The 19443-nt window shown below is 61.4% G+C and carries 16 protein-coding genes; 2 read left to right on the top strand and 14 right to left on the bottom strand.

Features of this window, described 5'->3' with window-relative positions:
• Window positions 1-2: 2 nt before the first annotated feature.
• From JI748_RS10910 to JI748_RS10955, 10 genes are all read right to left on the bottom strand, one after another.
• The gene (locus JI748_RS10910) at window positions 3-2102 is read right to left on the bottom strand and encodes an ADP-ribosylglycohydrolase family protein (protein WP_201630438.1); all 2100 of its coding nucleotides are present in this window, start codon (window positions 2100-2102) and stop codon (window positions 3-5) included.
• A 149-nt stretch (window positions 2103-2251) separates the two neighbouring features.
• On the bottom strand, window positions 2252-3421 hold the full coding sequence (locus tag JI748_RS10915; RefSeq protein WP_233280500.1) for an ADP-ribosylglycohydrolase family protein: 1170 nt from the start codon (window positions 3419-3421) through the stop codon (window positions 2252-2254).
• A 176-nt stretch (window positions 3422-3597) separates the two neighbouring features.
• The gene (locus JI748_RS10920; protein WP_233280501.1) at window positions 3598-5031 is read right to left on the bottom strand and encodes an extracellular solute-binding protein; all 1434 of its coding nucleotides are present in this window, start codon (window positions 5029-5031) and stop codon (window positions 3598-3600) included.
• Between the two features lie 196 nt (window positions 5032-5227).
• Complete coding sequence (locus JI748_RS10925; RefSeq protein ID WP_201630448.1) at window positions 5228-6127, bottom strand: carbohydrate ABC transporter permease; 900 nt, start codon at window positions 6125-6127, stop codon at window positions 5228-5230.
• Complete coding sequence (locus tag JI748_RS10930) at window positions 6127-7140, bottom strand: ABC transporter permease (protein WP_201630449.1); 1014 nt, start codon at window positions 7138-7140, stop codon at window positions 6127-6129. The genes JI748_RS10925 and JI748_RS10930 overlap by 1 nt, the downstream gene beginning before the upstream one ends.
• 2 nt (window positions 7141-7142) lie before the next feature.
• On the bottom strand, window positions 7143-8198 hold the full coding sequence (locus JI748_RS10935; RefSeq protein WP_201630451.1) for a LacI family DNA-binding transcriptional regulator: 1056 nt from the start codon (window positions 8196-8198) through the stop codon (window positions 7143-7145).
• 297 nt (window positions 8199-8495) lie between these two features.
• Window positions 8496-8891, bottom strand: a complete 396-nt coding sequence (rnk, locus tag JI748_RS10940) for a nucleoside diphosphate kinase regulator (protein ID WP_201630453.1) — start codon at window positions 8889-8891, stop codon at window positions 8496-8498.
• Between the two features lie 19 nt (window positions 8892-8910).
• The gene (locus JI748_RS10945) at window positions 8911-9561 is read right to left on the bottom strand and encodes a GreA/GreB family elongation factor (RefSeq protein WP_201630455.1); all 651 of its coding nucleotides are present in this window, start codon (window positions 9559-9561) and stop codon (window positions 8911-8913) included.
• Window positions 9562-9971: 410 nt separating this feature from the next.
• A complete protein-coding gene (locus JI748_RS10950; RefSeq protein ID WP_201630464.1) occupies window positions 9972-10712 on the bottom strand; it encodes a 2-keto-4-pentenoate hydratase in 741 nt (246 codons plus the stop codon).
• A gap of 29 nt (window positions 10713-10741) precedes the next feature.
• Complete coding sequence (locus tag JI748_RS10955) at window positions 10742-12559, bottom strand: ABC transporter ATP-binding protein (protein WP_201630466.1); 1818 nt, start codon at window positions 12557-12559, stop codon at window positions 10742-10744.
• Window positions 12560-12763: 204 nt separating this feature from the next.
• Between JI748_RS10955 and JI748_RS10960 the strand changes: the two genes are divergently transcribed.
• Window positions 12764-13873, top strand: a complete 1110-nt coding sequence (locus tag JI748_RS10960; RefSeq protein WP_201630468.1) for a four-carbon acid sugar kinase family protein — start codon at window positions 12764-12766, stop codon at window positions 13871-13873.
• Entirely contained in the window at window positions 13870-14604 is a 735-nt protein-coding gene (locus tag JI748_RS10965) for a FadR/GntR family transcriptional regulator (protein ID WP_201630470.1), read from the top strand. Before JI748_RS10960 ends, JI748_RS10965 begins: the two co-directional genes overlap by 4 nt.
• Here the strand turns inward: JI748_RS10965 and JI748_RS10970 are convergent.
• Genes JI748_RS10970 through JI748_RS10985 form a run of 4 tightly spaced genes read right to left on the bottom strand, consistent with a single transcriptional unit; the run spans window position 14601 to window position 19355 of the window.
• Window positions 14601-15755, bottom strand: coding sequence for an iron-containing alcohol dehydrogenase (locus JI748_RS10970; RefSeq protein WP_201630472.1), 1155 nt, complete (start codon window positions 15753-15755; stop codon window positions 14601-14603). The genes JI748_RS10965 and JI748_RS10970 overlap by 4 nt on opposite strands.
• On the bottom strand, window positions 15755-16717 hold the full coding sequence (locus JI748_RS10975) for an ABC transporter permease (protein ID WP_201630474.1): 963 nt from the start codon (window positions 16715-16717) through the stop codon (window positions 15755-15757). Before JI748_RS10975 ends, JI748_RS10970 begins: the two co-directional genes overlap by 1 nt.
• 4 nt (window positions 16718-16721) lie before the next feature.
• The gene (locus JI748_RS10980; RefSeq protein WP_201630476.1) at window positions 16722-17669 is read right to left on the bottom strand and encodes an ABC transporter permease; all 948 of its coding nucleotides are present in this window, start codon (window positions 17667-17669) and stop codon (window positions 16722-16724) included.
• 60 nt (window positions 17670-17729) lie between these two features.
• Window positions 17730-19355, bottom strand: coding sequence for an ABC transporter substrate-binding protein (locus JI748_RS10985; protein ID WP_201630478.1), 1626 nt, complete (start codon window positions 19353-19355; stop codon window positions 17730-17732).
• Between the last annotated feature and the right edge of the window lie 88 nt (window positions 19356-19443).

The raw sequence follows: 19443 nt of genomic DNA on the forward strand, positions 1-19443 counted from the left end.
CGTTATGCCGTTTCGATGATCTCGAACCGACCCATGCTCAGCCGTCCGATCGCGCCGAGCCGAATGCCGGCCATGCCGTATTCGTAGTCACCATCGGTCGCCGTCAGGAGCTCCTGCCCGTCAACCGCAAAGCTAAGCTTGTCGCCCTTGGCCGTCAGCGCAAACTCATAGCTCCGCCCGATCTCCGGCTTAAACGGCGCGCGGGCGAGGACGGTCGATCCGAAATCCTCCTTGAGGATCACCACCTCGTCGCCCTCAAAGCCCGCCGCATAGAAGCGCCCGGTGCCTTGCACCCGCGCTGTCACCAGCTGCGATGCACCCGACAGCCGCTGCACATCGGTTTTCACCACGACGTCCCGGGCATAATAGTGCCCGGTCCACATATCGGCATCGGTCGCCGTATGGCCCTGGATGCGGCCAAAGCTCTTGGTCCAGTGACCGCGATTGAAGGTGAAGCGGGAAATGGCGCCCCATTCCTGCACCTCGGTTTCTGGCTCGATAACGGTGTGTCCCGCCCCATCGACACGGAAATCGGCAAGAAACAGCCGGCCCAAAAACTTCAGCCGCCCGAAATATTCGATCGAGATCCCGATCTCGTCGATCGCCTCGACGCCCTCCGGCACGACGAAGCTATAGTCCTGCCAGCCTTCCGCCGAGGGCACGTCCCATGCACCCGTCTCCTCGATGGCGCCGCTCATCGTGCGCCGCACGTAAGGCGCCACGCGCAGGTTGCCGTCGCCGTTCCAGGGATCGAGCCAGAGCTTGAAGCTGACGGTCTGCCCCGCATCCACCACCGGCGAGAACATCGGGCGATAGCGCTCGTCGTCGAAATCGCTGCGGCGGTAGAAGGGCTTCCAGAACACCCGACCACCCTGCCCGCGCTCCAGCCGATCGAGCTGGATTTCGAGCGAGCCGCGCGAACCGTCGACATGCCGTTCGCCCGAATGACGCAGTGAGATCTGGTTGAACCCCTCGGTGCGGAAGCCATGCGTCGAGCCCGGCAGGTCGAAGTCGAAGCGCAGCCCGCGGCGAGTGAAATCCTCAAGCCAAAGCGCGGGAACCTCGCGTCCGGCCAGCTGCAATGCCAAGACGGTCAGCTCGCGCGCAAAGCTCGGGATATCCACGATGTTGATGGTGCCGACGATGCCGGAGGCCACGAGAAAATCGTTGATCGGCTTCCGATACTTGCCCCAGCCTTCATCCAGCCCCTGGAAGGTCGCAACGATCGCTGCGGCATTGCCGGCATTGCAGTCGGTGTCCCAGCCCGCCATGGTGGCGATCTCGGCCGTGCGCGGCAGGTCGCCCTTGCCATAGAGGATGGCCATGATGGTCACCCCGGCATTGGGGATGATGTGGCACACTCCCGGATAGCGATCATAGCCCCAGTCCGCCGTCAGCATGTCGCGGCAGGCGCGCCAGTCGTCGGGATTGGCCTTGTGGAAGTCGATGACAGCCCGGCACACTCGCGCATAGGTCGAACTGGCATCGACGGTCGCCATCGCCGTTTCGACGATCTCGTCGATGCTCGTTGCCTCAAAGGCCGCCGCGATCGCCGCCGCGCAGAAGCGGGCGCCGTTGAGACCGTCGCCGTCATGGGCGACAGACGCAGCCATGGCCGACATGTCCGCGGCACGCTGCGGATTGCCCGGGTTTACCCAGCCCCACGAGTCGATGAAGATCTGACCGCCGATCTGCTCTGCGACGGTGGTGCCGTTCTGCGCAATCGAGCCAGACTGCGGCGCTGGAATACCGGCGCGAAGATTGCGATAGGCCGTGTGCTCGGTCGATATGCCGAAGCCGCCCCACCAATACATGCCATGCTCTTCGGCGGCATAATTGAGCCAGGTCTTGCCGACGTCCTCGGCCGTCGCGCCCAGGCCATAGTCTCGCAGCGCACGAATGAAATAGACGGGCCCGTTGGTGTCGTCGTCCGCGGCGAAATTTTTGAAATCGCGCAGGTACTGGGTCACCTCGCCATAGGTCTTCTGGATGCGTTCGTAGCTCCAGATGGTTGGCTCCACCGGGGCGCCGAGACGCACGCCAATGGCCTTGCCGATAAAGCCGGCATAGATCTTTTCGAGGATTTGAGTTTCAGAGAGCATCGTCGTCTTTCGAGTCTATGCGCCGAGAAGGCGCGAATTCGCGAAGACCTAATGGTGAGCTTGTCGAACCACGGGGTCGGGCGAGTGGAGATATCCGGGCACGACCTCGTCCTTCGACAGGCTCAGGATGAGGTCTACTGTTTGTTTCATCAGGCCAAACCCAGTTCCGCCCTGGCCACCCAGCGCGCCTCCGATGCCGCCCGATCGGCGGCGATGATTTTTCTCGCAACATCCGCGAAGGCGTCCGCTGAAGCTTGCAGAGGCATCCGGTTGGCCCGGTCGATCTGCGCCGCGTCCTCGCTTTCGATCACGGCCTCGCCATGCATGGCGCCAAGGATTGCGCCGGCCATGACGCCGATGGAGTCCGTGTCGCGGCCTGAATTGATACCGTCGACGATGCTGGTGCGGAAATCGCCGTCGTTCAGCAGGCAGAAGCCCAAGGCCAGCGGCAGTTCCTCGATCGCCATCAACCGGCTCGGGCGGTAGGCGTCGGACAGGCGGCCTGCCTTGTCGGAGCGATGATTGACGTCGTCGCCCATAACCGAATAGTGGCCGATCACCTCGTGGAAGGCCTTGTAGACCGCTTCATGGTCATCCCGCTGCCCGCGCAGGCGTCGCGCGGTTTCGGCGATATCGGCAATCGCGGCACGGGTGCCGTCCTTGGCCAGGCTCAGAACGGTGTCGACGATCGCCTCGATGGTAGTGTTGGGCACAAAAGCTGCCGCGACAGCTGCGGCCATCACTCCGGCGGCTTCGAGCCCGTAGCTTTCCTGGTGCCCTGCGGCAAAGGCGATGGCCTCCTCATAGGCCGCGCGCGGGTCGGCAGCGTTCACCACGCCGATCGGCGCGATATACATGGCCGCGCCGCAATTCACCATGTTGCCAATGCCGCCCTGTCGGGGATCGCAATTGCTGAGCTGGTGACGCTGGAAAATCCACTTTTCTGGATAGAACAAGCGGTCGATCAGCATGGCTTCGCGATCGAGCTCGGGCACCCAGCGCGGTGTCCAGGCGATCTGGCGCACCATGCCGTCGGCCATGTCCCAGGCATCGAGATGCCGGCCGGTCTCGGCATAGATATCCATCAGCGCCAGCGTCATCAGCGTATCGTCGGTGACGATGCCGTCGCCGCGAATGCGATGGTTCCGTTCGGCTGCCGGCAGGTCCATCTTGTGCCAGCGCGTCATCACCGACGTCACCCGCCCATAGCGCTCGCGAATCTGCGCGGCAGACAGCTTTTCCACCGGCGCCCCAAGCGCATCGCCCAGCGCAATGCCATGCAACATGCCGCGAATGCGAGACTGGAGGGTTGGGGTCATCGGCATAGGTCTTTCGATTTATCTATCAGTCACTGACGTTTCAGTCGACTCCTCCCCCTTCTTCAGGGGGAGGGTCGGGGTGGGGGTGCTGGCGCTTCCACGTGTTGGGAGGTTGCGGAAGGCGAAGAACCCCCACCCAACCTCCCCCTTAAGGAGGGGGAGGAGTCGTTGCGGAGCTAGCCGCCCAGAACCGTCGCCGCATATTCCGCCATGCGTGCACCGCCCGCGGCGTTGTACTCGTCGACGAATTGCTGCCACTGGTCGAGACTGGCTTCACCCGTCACGAAGCGGGCAACCCAGGAGCGATAGACCTGCTCGGCGGCATCGACTTCGGCGGCATATTCGGCCGGCCAGACAAAAGCATTGTCTGCCGTAAAGCCGTTCTTGATGTTGTCGAGTGCGGTCTGCGCCGTCGGCGACAGCAGCGGGGTCGGCGGGGTCCAGTTGGCGGCGTTGAAGAAGCGCGCATACCAAGTCGAAATCTGGTCGGTGAAGGTCACCGCGCCATCTGCGCCCACCGTGTGGTGCACATCGGCAAAGCCCAGGCGTTCGAGGTCCTGGCCTTCCTTGGACGCCATGAAGTCGAGCAGCGCGACGGCTGCTTCCTTGTTCTCGGACAGCGAGGAGATCGCCCAACCGCGCGATTCCTTGGAAACGTCAACCGCAGCCAGACCCTGTCCGCCAGGACCGGTTGGCGCCGGCAGAACGGCCAGTTCGATCTCTTCGCCAGGATGGGCCTGGCGCATCTTGCCGGCATAGATGTCGATGACTTCGGGCGAGGAGCCGAAGATCACCCCGGCCTTGCCGGTGTAGAACTTGTCTTCCTTGACGTCGAAGGTGTTGGTGACGAATTCCTTGTCGAACAGACCCTTTTCGGCCAGACGCGCATAGAACTCGATCTTGGCCTTTTCGGCGTCAGTGACGCGCGAATTGACCCACTGCCCTTCGGCATTCTTCATCCAGGTGCCGGTGACGCCGAACGCCTGGTTGAAGATGGAGTCGAGTTCGCTCGTATTGCCAAAGCCGGTCAGGCCCAGCGTATTGCCCGGCGTGCCGTCGCCGTCGAGATCGGCATCGTGGATGGCCTGGAACAGGGCTTCATATTCCTCGACCGTGGTCGGGGCTTCGAGGCCGAGTTCATCGAGCCAATCCTGACGGATCACCGGCTGCGGTCCGCGCGGCGGGTAGATATAGAGCAGGTAAGGATAGTTGGCGAGGCGGTCGACATTGTGCGGCCAAAGCGCGGCCTTGATGTTTTCGGAGCCTTCGATCCAGGGCGTCAGGTCTTCGAGAATACCCTGTTCGGCCATCTTCTGGTCGCCGCCCTGGAAGTAGATCACATCGGGAATATCGCCCGACAACAGCATGACGCCGAGTGCATCGGCATAGGCCGCGGTGCCGCTGGGCAGGTCGATGGTCTGGATGTCGATGTCGTGGCCCTTGGCCTTGAGCCCCGCTTCGATCTCCTCGATCAGCCGCACGTCATCGGGGTTGGTGGTCAGCAGATCCTTGCTGACCAGGCGCAACGTCGTCTGCGCCATGGCTGGCGCGATGCTCGCCCCCAAAATGGCCGTGGCCGTCGTGGCCAGAAGCAGTTTCTTGAACGTCATTGTTTGTCTCCTCCGTTTCGTCGTCACACCGCTTGCGCGGAATTCTTTTTGGGTGGTGGCACCCCCACCCAACCTCCCCCTTCAGAAGAGGGAGGAGCCAGTTCGGCGTCTGTGGCACCACTTGCGCCAACCACCGGACCACTCCTCCCCCGCCTTACGGGGGAGGCCGGGTGGGGGCTCTTGGCGCGACCATCCCTCATCCCTTGAGTGCCCCCGACATCGTTCCCTTGGTGAAGAACTTCAGGATCAAGGGATAAATCGCCAGAATGGGCAGGATGGTGATGAAGATCATGCCGGCCTTGAGGGCGCGGATGTTGATCTGGGCGGCGCCGATATTGCCGCTGGCATTGGCGGCGCCAACGATGGCTACACGGTCGCCCTCGATGACGAACTGGCGCAGCACCACCTGGAGCGGCCACTTGGTCTGATCGTTGAGGTAGATCATGGACCGGAAGAACTCGTTCCAGTGCAGCACGAGATAGAAGAGCGCGATGGTGGCAAGCGCTGACTTGGCCAGCGGCAGCACGACCAGGAAAAAGGTCTGGAACGGGTTGGCGCCGTCGAGCTCTGCCGCTTCCAGCAGCTCCTTGGGGATCTCCTCGAAGAAGCGCACGAGGATGATCAGGTACCAGGCGCTGACCACCTTATACATGATCACGGCCCAGGGCGTGTTGAGCAGGCCCAGCCGCTTCATCAGGAAGTAGTCGGGGATGATGCCCGGCTCGAAAACGATCGTCACCAGCACCGCAATGAAGATGAAGCGGCGGCCCGGAAGACCCGGCCGCGACAGGCCCCAGGCCATGAGCGCGGTGCCAAGAACGCCGATGGTGACGCTGGTTGCCGTCATCCAGATGGAGTTAAAGAGGCCGCGCTGCACATTGGGGTGCTGCAGCAACAGCGACCAGACTTCGAGCGAGAACCCATCCGGGATGATCGAGAGACCCGAGAACCCGGCGACGCGACTTGGTTCGGTGAACGATAGCGCCAGTAAGTTGAGCAGCGGCTGTAGCGTAAAGACCGTCAGCAACAACAGCGTCGAAACGATGAGGATATATTCGATCCGCTCGAGCGGGGTGCGGCGGGACTGGCTGGCCATCACCATACTCCCTTTCCGGTCAGGCGCTTGCTGACGAGATGCGAGGTGACGATCAGGACCATGCCGATTACCGCCTTGAAGAGCCCCGCCGCCGTCGCCAGCGCATACTCGCCCGTCGAAAGGCCGAGCCGGTAGACATAGGTGTCGAGGATGTCGATCGTGGATGCGTTGACGTCGTTCTGGAAGTTGATGACCTGATTGAGGTCGGCGCTCAGGAACAGTCCCATGTTGAGAATGAACAGCGTCGCGATGGTCGGCACGATGCCCGGAATGGTCACGTGCCAGATCTTCTGCCAGCGGCTGGCGCCATCGATCTCGGCCGCTTCGTAAAGCTGCGGGTCGATGGCAAAGATCGCGGCCAGATACAGCAAGCTGTCCCAGCCGGCGGACCGCCAGATTTCGGAGATCACCAGAACCCAGCGGATCGAGCCGGGATTGGTGAGGTAGTTGCTCGGCGATCCGAAGCCCATGGCCTGCTGGATCTGTCCCACAGCGCCATCGGTCGGGGACAGAAGCGCGATGAACACGCCGGCGATCACCACCCAGGACAAGAAATGCGGCAGGTAGATCGCCGACTGGATGGTGCCGCGCAGTTTGCCGTTGCGGATTTCGTTGAGCAGCAGCGCGACGATGATCGGCACGGGAAAAACGAAGGCGATCTTCATCGCCGAGATGATCAGCGTATTGGCCAGCACCTGATAGAAGATCGGCGACGCGAACAGCTGCTGGAAGTTCTTGAGCCCCACCCAGATATTGGGCGGGATGATGCGCACCTGCTCGAAAGCCATCTTGGCTTCCCAGATCGGGACGTAGTGCCAGATGAAGAAGAAGAGGAGGCCCGGCGCCATCATGGCGTAGTAGGGCCACCACTGGCGCAACTTGGCACGCCAGTCTTGTGCGGATGCCGCTCCTGAACGTTTGTCCAGGACCCGTTCATGCAGACCCTCCCGGCTTCCGGGAACGTTCCCATCCGAGAGTACGGCAGCGACCTTTTGCCCGTCCTTGGCAACCATGCCTAGCTCCTCCCTGCCCCAGCAACTCGCTTGGGCGCCATGCTCGACAGATCGGCGAGTGATCCCCGCTCTAAGAGGCGGCATGGCATGTAGATGCGCCGGTGTTCCGGCTTGTGTTCGATCTCGTCGAAGAGACCCTCGACTGCCCGCTCGCCGATCGCGCGGCCGGGCTTGGCGACAGTCGTCAGCCCCGGCCAGGCGAACTCGCCCGACGGAATGCCGTCAAACCCGAGGATCGACACATCGCGCGGGCAATCGAGCCCGGCGTCGCGCACGGCCATCATGGCGCCCAGGGCCATCATGTCATTGGCCGCGAAAACCGCAAGATGGCCGACGCGTGGCTGCGCCAAAAGGCGCTTCATCGCCTCGCGCCCGCCCTCCACCGTATATTCACCGTCCTCGATCGGCAGGATCGCCGGATCGATATCGCGCTCGACGCAATGTTCGTGCACAGCGCGCAGAAATCGCGCCCGGGCAAGGCGAGACTTCGGCCCGAGGATCAAGGCCGGTGCGAGATGTCCTTTGCCAACAAGGTGGTCCAGACCCAGGCGCACGGCTTGAGCAATATCGGAGCCGACGCTTGAAATGCCCGGGAAACGCTCGGCGCTCGACCCGATAAAGACGCAAGGGAGACCAAAGCGGTCGAGATCGTCGAAACTGTCGGAAACCGGATTGACGATGGCGCCGTCGACGCGCGCCCGGCGTAGCGTGCGCAAATGCGCCGCCTCCGCCTCGGGATCCCAATCGGACGAGAAGACCAGAAGCGAAGCCCCTGCCCGCGTCGCCCGATCCTGCGCCCCACGCGCCACATCGGCCCAGAACGGATTGGTGATATCTGGAATAACCAGCCCCAGCATGCCGCTGCGGCCCGATCGCATACCCACAGCCAGGTGATTGCGCTCGTAACCCACGGCCTCGGCCGCCTTGACCACGCGCTCCCGCGTTTCCTCGGTAATATTGGACGAACCCGCGAGCGCCCGCGCCGCAGTGCTCTTGGACACTCCCGCGCGCTCGGCAACATCAATAATGGTAGGCCGTCGATTCCGGCTCGGTCCCATAACTCTTCCCAAAAGCCAGATCCTCCTCCAGCCTCGTGGGAACGTTACCGCAGCCACACCAAATGTCAACCACCCCCGCCCGCAGCTCCATGATCCGTTTTGAAACCTTCGGGCTCGGCAGCGCATCAACTCGCTTCTGGTCTTTGCTCCGGGTCAGTCCGCGTCGATCATCTACAAAGCCACAGCAAACCCGCCCTGTGATCTGATCCCAGGCTTGGGCGAATGCTGCAGACACCACTTGTGCCCGCAGCTTCGTATCAATTGTCGCCGGCAGCGTCGCTTGATGCCCTGCCAATGTTAGCGAACGCTCTCAAGCTGAATAACGGACAAGACCGTCAGCACATGCTTTTTACCGTCACGAGCGAGCCATGTGATCGATTGGCCAACACGAAGACCAATCAGGGCTGCGCCGACGGGGGTCAGCACCGATACCCTGCCGGCGGAAATGTCGGCCTCGGAAGGATAGACCAAAGTCACTTCAGTAAGATCGCCTTCGCTCGTGCGGTACTGCACTCGAGATCCCATCCGCACAGTGTCAGTCGGTAGCTTGGCATCGGGGACGATGTGCGCTCGCTCCATCTCGTCTAATAGGGTTTCCGCAGCTACTGATGAGCCGCCGGCGGCCATGGCGAGCAACTGACGGTGTTCTGTTGCGGCGACAACGATCTTCGGCCTCAGGGTTCGGCTGTGCATTTTCGTGTTCTTTCGCGGTTCAATAAACGTGGCGGTTGGGCGCGTTCGCGACCGAGACTACTTCCACCCAGCTCGATATTCCCTCAGGGCTGAGCCAGGACAAAGTTTGGCCGGGACGCAACCCAAGGAGTGCGGCCCCATGTCGAGAGGTCACCGATAGTCGATAGCTTGCTTGACCGATGCGGCCATTTTCGTCGGGCACGACCAGCTTCACCGTGCACTCCCCGTCCTCTGACCTGAAGCGGACGATGCTGTTGAGCCGCACAACGTCGAAAGGCAGGCGATCGTCAGGAATGACCTTTGCTCGGTCGAGTTCGTAGAGCAGGAAATCGATGCGGTCTGCATCTTGAGTGATGTCCGTCAAGGCCGCCACTACCAAGCGTTGGCGCTCTCTTTCACCCACCAGAATGTCTGGCGATTGCATCATCGGCACGATCAAGGCCGTCATTTTTGCAATCTTCCCTTGGCGCCACTGCGGTCGAACGTTGCGAAGAGGTGTTCCGGAGTTGAACGGCTTGAGGAATAGTCCTTCAAGCACCATGGACAACGACGAGCCGCGCGTGGTCGCGGTCCTGAACAGGACCGGCAAAATCTCAAGACCTGCATGATCGGCCCTTAGCGTCCGGCTCGAACGGCGCAACCAGGCGCTTTCGAAGAGTTCGGAACGCAAGAAGAAATAAGAATAGTCATCGCGTGTTCCTCATATAGTCGCACGTCAACACCAACCAATGCTGTTGGCGAAACCTGCGAGATGATAATTTCGGAAATTTAGAGCACCCTGGCGCCACTCTTGCCTTGCAGGCAGGTAGCAGCACCAGGCAATCAGCCTGCCTGGCGACGACCGGAAATCAGTTGGCGATTGATAAATGACTTATGGCTCATGGCGGAGATCATGGCCATATTTTCCAATTTGTCAAATCCGGCACCGGTAGACTACTCAACAGTGCCGTCTACAACGCGGATGACCGCATCAATCGCAGCCTGCGGTGTGCGACCACCATCTTGGGCTGAGCCGCATCGAGTTGAGCGATTGCGCCAAGTTCGCGATCCCAGATCACCGACACCTCGGCGGTGGGTGTCCTATCGCTCGGTGAAAGACGCCTTTACCGATCCTAAACCCGGCGCTTGAGCTTCCGCATGCGTACCTTGAAACACAACTGGTCCCAGGCGAGCACCAGTGATGACCACCATTCCTGCGGTCAGCGGCGTGTTCCGGGCAGCGCTGTGTCTGACGAGCCATGTAAGTGCTGACAGCATGTTGGATGTTGTCGGCCCACTCTCCGTGGAAGCGCCATGCCGACCGTCGAGCGACAAGGTCATTGCCTGGTTGCCAAATTCGGGAAGTGTCGCGAAGGACACCGGAGCGCCGAGCACGATGGCGCCATTGCTTTGCAAGTCGGCAAAAGCTGCCAACTGCGGCACCGACCTTCGATCGGCGAAACGCGATGACAGCAATTCTAACGCCGGGTGCACCGAACCGATCGCGGCCCGGACCTCGTCCTCGCTCGCCGTGCCGCGCAGATCGCGGGAGAGTTTTACGGCGACTTCGACCTCGATAGCCAGTCCGGGCAGGTCGCTGTGTCTGAGCCGGACGCCGTCGGGATGAATAGCGCTGGCGAGAAGTGGCGAGCAGGCTGGCTCGCCTGTCTCCGGAAAGGGTGCGACTTTCCAGGCGCCAACCTTGCCCAGCGCGACGATGGTTTCGTCCTGGATGGCATAGGCCGATTTCAGATCGGCCGGTACCAGTTCTGCCGGCAAGGCATCCACCGTGGTGCCCGCCTTGCGGTGGGCGAGCAATAGCTTGGTCAGTTTATTGCTCATCCCAACGCCTCTCTAGGATATGCCCGAGCTTAGACTGGCTCAAAAGCCATGACGAAGTGTCCGTCAGCGACTTCCTGGTAGTTGCGGAGGGGCGGCGCGTAATCGGCCGGCCGCATGGGGCTGCGAATATCTTCATTGGTCAGTCCGCGCATGCGATGACGCTGCGCCGGGTCGGCCACTGGGACAGCTGCAAGCAGCTTTTTCGTGTAGGGGTGCTGCGGATTGGCGAAGATATCGGCGCGCAGGCCGATTTCAACGATCTCCCCCAAATACATAACGGCCACGCGGTGGCTGACGCGCTCCACGACCGCCATGTCATGGGAAATAAACAGGTAGGACAGCCGCAGGCTTTCCTGCAGCTCGAGAAGCAGGTTGACCACCTGCGCCTTCACCGAAACGTCCAGTGCCGAGACGCTTTCGTCGGCAACGATGACGCTTGGCTCAACCGCCAGGGCGCGCGCGATGCAGATGCGCTGGCGTTGGCCGCCGGAAAGCTGATGCGGATAGCGTGTCGCCATGGATGGGGAAAGCCCGACGCGCTCCAGCAGCGCCGAAACCCGGCTGGGGGCTTCCGAAGCACTTGCCATGTTGTGCAACAGCATCGGTTCGGCGATGGCGGTGCCCACCGTCATGCGCGGATTGAGGCTGGCAAACGGGTCCTGGAAGATCATTTGCATGCGATGGCGCTTGGCGCGCATCTCGTCTTCGTTGAGCCCGGCGATTTCTTCGCCTTCAAGCTTTACCGAACCTGCAACCGGGGTCACCAGCTGAAGGATGGAAAGGCCGGTCGTCGACTTGCCGCAGCCCGATTCACCGACCAGCGAAAGCGTTTCGCCGCGCTTGAGCGTGAACGAGATATTTTCGACCGCATGGACGCGTCCTGAGACGCGGCCCAGCATGCCGGAGCGAATGGAAAAGCGGGTCGAAAGATTGTTAACCTCGAGCACGGGCGGCGCGGCGTGGTCGATGGTGTCGACACTGGCTGCGGCTTCGCCCAGCTGGCCAGTTTTGGCATCGGCGATGGCAAAGCGGCGGGGACGCGGCTCACCAGTCATCGAGCCTAGCTTGGGAACGGCCGAGAGGAGCGCCTTGGTATAGGGCTGCTCGGGCGTCGTAAAGATTTCGGTCGTCGGACGATCCTCGACCACAACGCCATGCCGCATCACCACCGTGCGGTCCGCGATTTCGGCCACTACGCCCATGTCGTGGGTGATGAACAGGACCGACATGTTCTCTTCGGCCTGCAATTGCTTGATCAATTCAAGGATTTGCGCCTGGATGGTGACGTCGAGCGCGGTCGTCGGTTCGTCCGCGATCAGCAGCTTCGGTCCACAAGCGAGAGCCATAGCGATCATCACGCGCTGACGCATGCCGCCGGAAAATTGATGTGCATATTCGCCAAAGCGGCGAGCGGCATCTGGGATACGAACGCGGTCGAGCTGCCGGATCGCCTCGGCCTTGGCGGCCGTCCGCGACAAAGCGCGATGCGCCAAGAGCGCTTCGACGATCTGCTCGCCGATGGGCATTACAGGGTTGAGGCTGGTCATCGGCTCCTGAAAAATCATGCCGATCTGCTTGCCGCGCACGTCGTTCATCTGCGCGTCGGTGAGGCTGAGAAGTTCACGCCCATCGAGCTTTATACTGCCCTCGATCCGGGTCAGCCCTGGATTGTGAAGCTGCATGATCGACATGGCGGTGACGCTTTTGCCGGACCCGGATTCACCAACCACCGCCACCGTTTCGCGTGGGCCGACCGAAAAATCGATTCCGTGAACAACCTCGGACCACTCGCCACGCGTGCGGAAGGCAGTCTTGAGGCCCGATACAGAAAGAACCGGGTTGATCATTGATGTGGCTCCTCTACGGTGGTGTGCGCATAAAGAAACGCAGTACAAGGATTGTCAAGGTTCTATTTACAAGTGAGCATGGCGCCTTCCCTTGGAAAAGGCTTGGATTTCCGGGTCTTTCTCGAGATTGAAGCGGCTTGCATGTGAGTTTCGACCGAAATAATTTGACAGGTTGGCATCCGAGTTTACAACCAGAAGGGTCTGGTGTTGAGGATCAGGTCCATCGCTCTGCTTGTTGCCATTGTTGCTGACGATCTTACTGGCGCCCTGGATGTGTCGGCGCCGTTTGCACGCCTTGGGCTGAAGGTTCAGATCGCCGTGTCACTGGCCGGGTTGCCTTACGCACTCCAGGCAGGCGCCGAAGTCGTTTGCGTCACTACCGCCAGTCGCGAACTGCCCGCCGGGGCGGCAGCGCAACGGATGGCGGAAGCGGCGTCCAAACTGGCCGAGGCCAGGCCTGCCATCGTTTTCAACAAGATTGACTCCCGGCTCAAGGGGCATGTGCGGCTCGGCATTCAAACTTGTCTTAAGGCTTTCGGCAGAAGAGACGTAGTCGTGGCGCCGGGTGTTCCGGCGCAGGGGCGGCTTGTCCGGAATGGCTTGATTGTTGGCAGCGGTGTGCTCGCGCCAATCGATATCGCATCCCGTGTCGACGGCATTGAAAGCCTTTCCATCCCCGATAGTGCTACCAACGAGGACATGGAGCGCATTGCCCGCCGGATTGACTCCAGCACCACTCTCTTCGTTGGCGCCAGCGGGCTCGGCGCGGGCCTTGCTCGTGCGCTGACCGACGGCGCTGCGGCGCCTTTTCTACAACCCAGCGCGCCGATGCTGTTTGCGATCGGCTCGCATGACCCGGTAACCCACGCGCAGGTCGACAGCCTTACGGCGCTTGCAGGGTGCGATCTGGTCAGAACTACTGACGGGGCATTCGCAAGCGACCTGCCGTGGAGGCGCATAACATTGGTTCGCGCCATGAGCCAACCCGACCATCCAGAGCACGGCTCACGGCTGGCGCGGTTTGGACGATCTATCGCCGAGCAGTTGCGCCGTGATCGTTTCGAAAGCGTGCTGTTGTGCGGCGGAGAGACTGCGCAGACGGTGCTGGATGATCTGGGCATCACAACACTTCTTCTACGCGGCGAAGCTGCCTCGGGTATTCCGCTTTTCGAAGCGCAGTTGCGTGGTCGGTCACTCACGATATTGACGAAATCGGGTGGGTTCGGCACACCAGATGATCTTTTGCGGCTCGCCGAAGTTGCACACCCAGTTGCGCCAGACATCAGCTCCAAGAGTGCAGGAATTTATCAATGACACAGACCGGCAGCAGCCTCGATGTTGAACCCCGTCACAGGACGCTGTTTGCCGATCGTGTGTATCAATTGCTGCAGACCCGGATTTCCAACGGCGAATACGCATCCGACGAGAAGCTGCCAAGCGAGAAAGAACTTTCAGATCAGTTCGATGTTTCGCGTCCCATCGTTCGCGAGGCGCTTGATCGGCTGCGCAAGGAAGGGATGATCTATTCGCGCCAGGGCGCCGGCAGTTTCGTGCGTTTGCGCACCGAACCGCGCTCGCTTGGCTTCCCGCCCGTCGAAACCATCGCGGATATTCAGCGCTGCTATGAGTTCCGGCTAACCATCGAGCCCGAGGCTGCCTTTTTTGCGGCGAAGCGACGGAACGAAGCCGCTATTTCCAGCATCGGCGAGGTGGTGGAGCTCTTGAGCAGCGCGACCGACCAGCAGCGGCATCGAGAAGACGCCGACTTTGCTTTTCACAAGGCGGTCGCTGATGCCTCAAACAACCATTATTACAGCTCCGCCATGCAGGCCTTGCGAAGCCACATCGCCGTCGGCATGAAGCTGCACGGACTTGCGCTCATGGGACCGGGTCGTGGCCTTGAAAAGGTGCTCGACGAGCACCGCCATATCTACGAATGCATTCGTGATGGCGATGCGGAAACCGCGCGGCAGCAGATGCGCACGCATCTCGAAGGCTCGCGCAACCGGTTGTTCGAGGATCGCGTCCTCGATCTCTCACTCTAAAGGGCAGCGCGGTAGATTTGAACGATGTCGGCAACGCTCATGTCGCGCGGATTGTGATCAAGCAAGCGGCGAATGGCGTGAGCTTCCTGCGCCATCGAGGGAAGATCGGTCTCGGAAACCCCAAGCTTGCCCATTTGCATCTCAACGCCAAGGCCGGCGCAATAGTCGTAGCTCGCGGCCCGCAGATCGCCACCGGCGATCCCCAGGAGTTCGGCTACCAGCTGACTTTTTTCCGGGCGTACCGGCGCGTTAAAGGCCAGGGTGTGCGGGAAAATAACCGCATTGGCGAGGCCATGCGGAACCCCGAAACGGGTGCCAAGCGGATAGGACAGGGCATGGCCGGCGGTGGTGTTGACCGGTCCAAGGCAGAACCCGCCATAGAGCGCCGCCATTGCAAGGCCGGCGCGTGCTTCGACATCGGAGCCGTCAGCCACGGCGCGGGCAAGATAGCGTCCAACGAGGCTAATACCTTCGCGGGCGTAAAGATCGACCAAGGGATGCGACCGCCGGCTGGTAAAGGCTTCGACACAGTGAGCTAGCGCATCTATGCCGGTCGCCGCAGTGACGGCCGCTGGCAAGGACGTGGTCATCTCCGGGTCAACGATAGCGATGTCGGCGACCATATGCCGGCTATCGGCAGCGAGCTTGGCCTTGCTCGCTGGGTCCGTAATCAAGGCCCGGGCGCCCACCTCGCTGCCCGTTCCCGCTGTGGTGGGGATCGCGACCAGCATGCAGCCGCGCGCCTCCGCTTTGTCGACGCCGACAATGTCGCGAAATTTTTGAGTGCTGCCGCAAAGAACTGCAGCAAGCTTTGCAAGATCCATCGCACTGCCGCCGCCGAAGCCAACGATCACGTCGGGAGCAAACGCTTTGGCCTGATCGATGAGACGTTCAAGGTTCGGCAGGTCGGGCTCTGGCTTAACCTCGGAAAAGATGTGGCTCTGCCCTGGCAGGGCCAGCAGGTCGGCGCGGCCGGCATTGAACGCGTCGGCGACAACCAGGACACGTTTTTCGGCCCAACGGGGCACGAAATCGGCAAGGCGGCGCGCCTTGTTGGCCCCGTATTCTATGCGCCCAGGCTGCACGAAGGTGAGTGGCTGCAGAAGAGGGACGGCTTGCGCAACAGTTGCGGTCTGGAGGGCCGAAGACATTATTTGGCGCCTTTTGGATTTAGAGCGTCGTTGAGGCCATCGCCGATGAAGCTGAAGGCGACCGAGGCAATGGCGAGGGCGATAGCTGGCGCTGCCAGAAGGTGGGGATATTGCTGCCAGGTGCGCAGACCATCCGAAATCATCAGGCCCCAGCTCGGCGTTGGTGGCTGTACGCCGACGCCGAGGAAGCTGAAGGCGCTTTCGAGCACCATGGCGCCGCCGAGTCCGGCGCTGACCACGACGATCAGTGGGCCGATCGAATTGGGAATGAGGTAGCGCAGAATGATCTGACGTGTCGGCAGGCCTAGCGAACGCGCTGCAAGCACATAGGGCTGGCTGCGCACGGTGAGGATTTGCGCACGAACGGTGCGGGCGTAGGGCGGCCACATCACAAGGGCAATGGTGCCAAAGACCATGATGAAGTCGGCGATCACCGTATTGCGGAAGATGACGTTTTCGGTGGCCAGGTACATGCTGTCCATCCACCGGCCAAGCTGCGGCTTGAGGGAAGTGTTGATGACGATGACCAGCAGCAGGTTGGGCACTGACATGAAAACGTCGGTGAACCACATGATGGTGGCGTCGATTTTGCCGCCGGCATAGCCAGCAACGGCGCCAAGCGTCGCGCCGATCAAAACGGAGATGGCTGTGACGATGATGGCGACGAAAAAGGCGGTACGGGTGCCGTAAATGACGCGGCTTGCGACATCGCGGCCCAGTTCATCCGTCCCAAGCCAGTGGGTCCAGGATGGTGGCGCATTGCGGGCATCCAGCGACTGCGTGAGGAAATCGTAAGGCGTCAATAATGGGCCGAAAATAGCGATCAGCACCAGGATGAAGATTGCTGCAAGGCCGACCATGGCGATGCGATTGGCGCGCAGCCTCGCCCAGGCGTCGGTCCAGAGGCCAACAGGGGGCTCGCTGGGCTTGATCAGGCCAGCAGGTTCGGTGGTTACGGTCATGGGTCTACCTCTTCTCGGCAGCGCGTGGATCGAGGAGCGGGTAGGCAAGATCGATCACGAGATTGGACACCATCACGAGGGCCGAGGCGATCAGGGTCACCGCAAGAATGACCGGGTAATCGGAATTCAGCAGCGACTGGATTGCGAGGCGACCAAGGCCAGGGAGGCCGAACACCAGCTCCACGAAGACGGCGCCATTGACGAGGGTGATCATGATCAGGCCGAGCTGCGTCAGCACGGGGGTGAGGATGGGGCGCAGAATATGACGCATGACGATGCGGCGCGGCTTGAGACCCTTGGCGCGAGCGGTGCGCACGAAATCTTCGGTCAGTACTTCGATCACTGCTGAACGGGTCTGGCGCACGATCAGCGCAATGGGGTGGAAGGACAACACCAGGAGGGGCAGGATGACGCGGACATCGAAGAGGCCACCCCACCCATAGGGCACGGCGCCACCGGGCAGGACGAGGATCAGCAGCACCATCAGGATGGGACCGGCGACATAGGATGGCACCGCGTAAAGAAACAGCGCGGAGCCCAGGATAGTATAATCGAGCGCCGTGTTCTGGCGCAGCGCCGCGATGACGCCGAGAGGGATCGCGACTACCGTAGTCAGGACAATGGCGAGGATGCCGAGCGATATGGACACCGGGGCGGCGGCGGCAATGGTGCGCCCGACGGAGCGGCCCGACGTCAGCGAGTTGCCGAAATTGCCCTGCAGCACATTCCAGACATAGTCGGCGAACTGAAGGAAGAACGGGCGATCGAGACCCGCCGCTTCGCGGATGGCGGCGAGGCGGTTTGGATCAAAGGCAATGCCGCCAGGTTCACGCAGGAAGATCAGCTTGATCGGGTCGCCCGCGCCATAGAACGCCAGGGCGTAGACCGCGAGCAGCACCAGCAGCACTGATGGGATCCATAACAGCACGCGCTTCAGGGCATGGACGAGCATTCATAACCTCCTAGAAAGGGGCCGCACAGCGCGCGACCCCTTCTTGCTTATTGGCGAAAGCTACTGGATCTCGATGTTCCAGGGAGCGAACACCTGCCAGTCGAGGTTCTTCTCCATGCCGGCAACATTGGGCAGAGCCCAGCGGGACATGGCCTCGATGTACCAGGGGAGGAGCTGGTAATCTTCGCGGAAGACGCGCTGCGCTTCCTGCGCAAGCTCGTCACGACGCGGATCGTCGGTAGGCAGGGGCGCAGCTTCGTCGAGCAGACGATCGACTTCGGGATTGTTGTAGCCATTCATCTTGTTGATGGCGACGCTGGAGGTCGAATGGATGGCGGTGCGGAGGAACTCGGTTGCGTCGGGGACGCGCGAGCCGGCATCGTCGCGGACGATGTGAACGTCGGCTGGCGAGAAGTTGTCCAGCGTCGGTTTCAGCTCGATCGCTGTGATACCGAGGTTCTGGCGCCACTGCTCGATGGCAAACTGCGCTGCTGCCTGTTCGGCAGGAGCGATGATGCCGGCGAAAATGATACGCGGCAGCTTGTCGGGCGAACCGTATTTAGACGCGGCAAGCGCCGCCTTGGCTGCTTCGGGATCGTAAGGATAGGGTTCCCAGTTCGGATCGACACCCTGCACGCCAACCAGGATCTGCTCGGCCTGCTTGTGCGGCCCCTTGGGGAAGGATGCGCGCATCATCTCGGCACGATCGACAGCAAGGATCAGCGCCTTGCGGACATTGACGTCATCAAACGGCGCGGTCTTGGAATTGAAGTAGAAGTGCTGGCCATTGGGAATTTCGGTACCCTGGCTGAATTCGACGCCGAGATCGTCGACGATGGTCGGCGTCACGAGAGCCGTATGGGCATGGTATTCGCCCTGTTTGAGCAGCGTGGTAGCAGTGACCGAGTCCTCGATCACGCGCAACTCGATGCGGTTGAGCTTCACTTCTGGCCCAAAGAAGTTTTCGTTGGGCTCCCAGACGACAAAGCCGTCATCGAGGTTCATCTCGACCAGCTTGAACGGACCCGAGCTGATGACGCCACCTTCGGGCGTATACCAGTCAGGGTTCTGGTTGCCATCAGCACCGCGCGACTGCGACACCTTGGTGATCGGCACGAGGTGGTTGCCAAGGCGCATGTGGAAGATCGGGTCGGGCTCGACCAGGGTAACCTGGATTGTGCCCTCATCGATGATACTGACGCCCGGAAGCTCGGTGCCGTTGCCCGCCGATAGTTCGGCATAACCCTGCACGCCTTTCAGCACCAGCGGCACGCGCTGGCTGGCGCTCAGTGGCATTGCGGCCATTTCCCAGGTGCCCTTGACGTCTTCCGGTGTGATCTTGGAGCCATCGGAGAATACGGCCTTAGGGTCGAGCTTGAAGGTCCAGACAGTCCAGTCCTCGTTGGGTTCCCAACTGGTGAAGACATAGGGCTGCAGTTCGGCCTTGTCGTCGAAATACATCGGCGAGGCCCACCACAGCGAGTGCCAGCGCAGCGCCGCACCACCGCCACGCAAGGGCGACCAATTCATGTCGAACGAGGGGTGAATGATCTTGAATGTTTGTTCTTGTGCCGCGGCCTTACCGGCCAGCATGCCGAATGCCGTGAGGCCAATAACGAGGCCGGCGCCGCCGCGCAGCACGTCGCGACGCGACGGTAGACGGTTTGCAGTCGAAGTATCGACCATAGGACTTCCTCCCTTATCCGCCGCCCTACCCTTCACGGTTCATCATGCGGCATTGGCCGGGATCATGTCATAGCGCACTTGCATGTCA

The organism is Devosia rhizoryzae (assembly GCF_016698665.1).
Lineage (GTDB): Bacteria > Pseudomonadota > Alphaproteobacteria > Rhizobiales > Devosiaceae > Devosia > Devosia rhizoryzae.

Excerpts from the sequence above, each read along its gene's own strand:
- JI748_RS10980 (WP_201630476.1), bottom strand. The coding sequence starts at position 17,669 with ATGCTCGTCCATGCCCTGAAGCGCGTGCTGTTATGGATCCCATCAGTG.
- JI748_RS10975 (WP_201630474.1), bottom strand. The coding sequence starts at position 16,717 with ATGACCGTAACCACCGAACCTGCTGGCCTGATCAAGCCCAGCGAGCCC.
- JI748_RS10935 (WP_201630451.1), bottom strand. The coding sequence starts at position 8,198 with ATGGGACCGAGCCGGAATCGACGGCCTACCATTATTGATGTTGCCGAG.
- JI748_RS10955 (WP_201630466.1), bottom strand. The coding sequence starts at position 12,559 with ATGATCAACCCGGTTCTTTCTGTATCGGGCCTCAAGACTGCCTTCCGC.
- JI748_RS10985 (WP_201630478.1), bottom strand. The coding sequence starts at position 19,355 with ATGGTCGATACTTCGACTGCAAACCGTCTACCGTCGCGTCGCGACGTG.
- JI748_RS10915 (WP_233280500.1), bottom strand. The coding sequence starts at position 3,421 with ATGACCCCAACCCTCCAGTCTCGCATTCGCGGCATGTTGCATGGCATT.
- rnk (WP_201630453.1), bottom strand. The coding sequence starts at position 8,891 with ATGCACAGCCGAACCCTGAGGCCGAAGATCGTTGTCGCCGCAACAGAA.
- JI748_RS10930 (WP_201630449.1), bottom strand. The coding sequence starts at position 7,140 with ATGGTTGCCAAGGACGGGCAAAAGGTCGCTGCCGTACTCTCGGATGGG.
- JI748_RS10950 (WP_201630464.1), bottom strand. The coding sequence starts at position 10,712 with ATGAGCAATAAACTGACCAAGCTATTGCTCGCCCACCGCAAGGCGGGC.
- JI748_RS10925 (WP_201630448.1), bottom strand. The coding sequence starts at position 6,127 with ATGGCCAGCCAGTCCCGCCGCACCCCGCTCGAGCGGATCGAATATATC.
- JI748_RS10910 (WP_201630438.1), bottom strand. The coding sequence starts at position 2,102 with ATGCTCTCTGAAACTCAAATCCTCGAAAAGATCTATGCCGGCTTTATC.
- JI748_RS10970 (WP_201630472.1), bottom strand. The coding sequence starts at position 15,755 with ATGTCTTCGGCCCTCCAGACCGCAACTGTTGCGCAAGCCGTCCCTCTT.
- JI748_RS10920 (WP_233280501.1), bottom strand. The coding sequence starts at position 5,031 with ATGACGTTCAAGAAACTGCTTCTGGCCACGACGGCCACGGCCATTTTG.
- JI748_RS10965 (WP_201630470.1), top strand. The coding sequence starts at position 13,870 with ATGACACAGACCGGCAGCAGCCTCGATGTTGAACCCCGTCACAGGACG.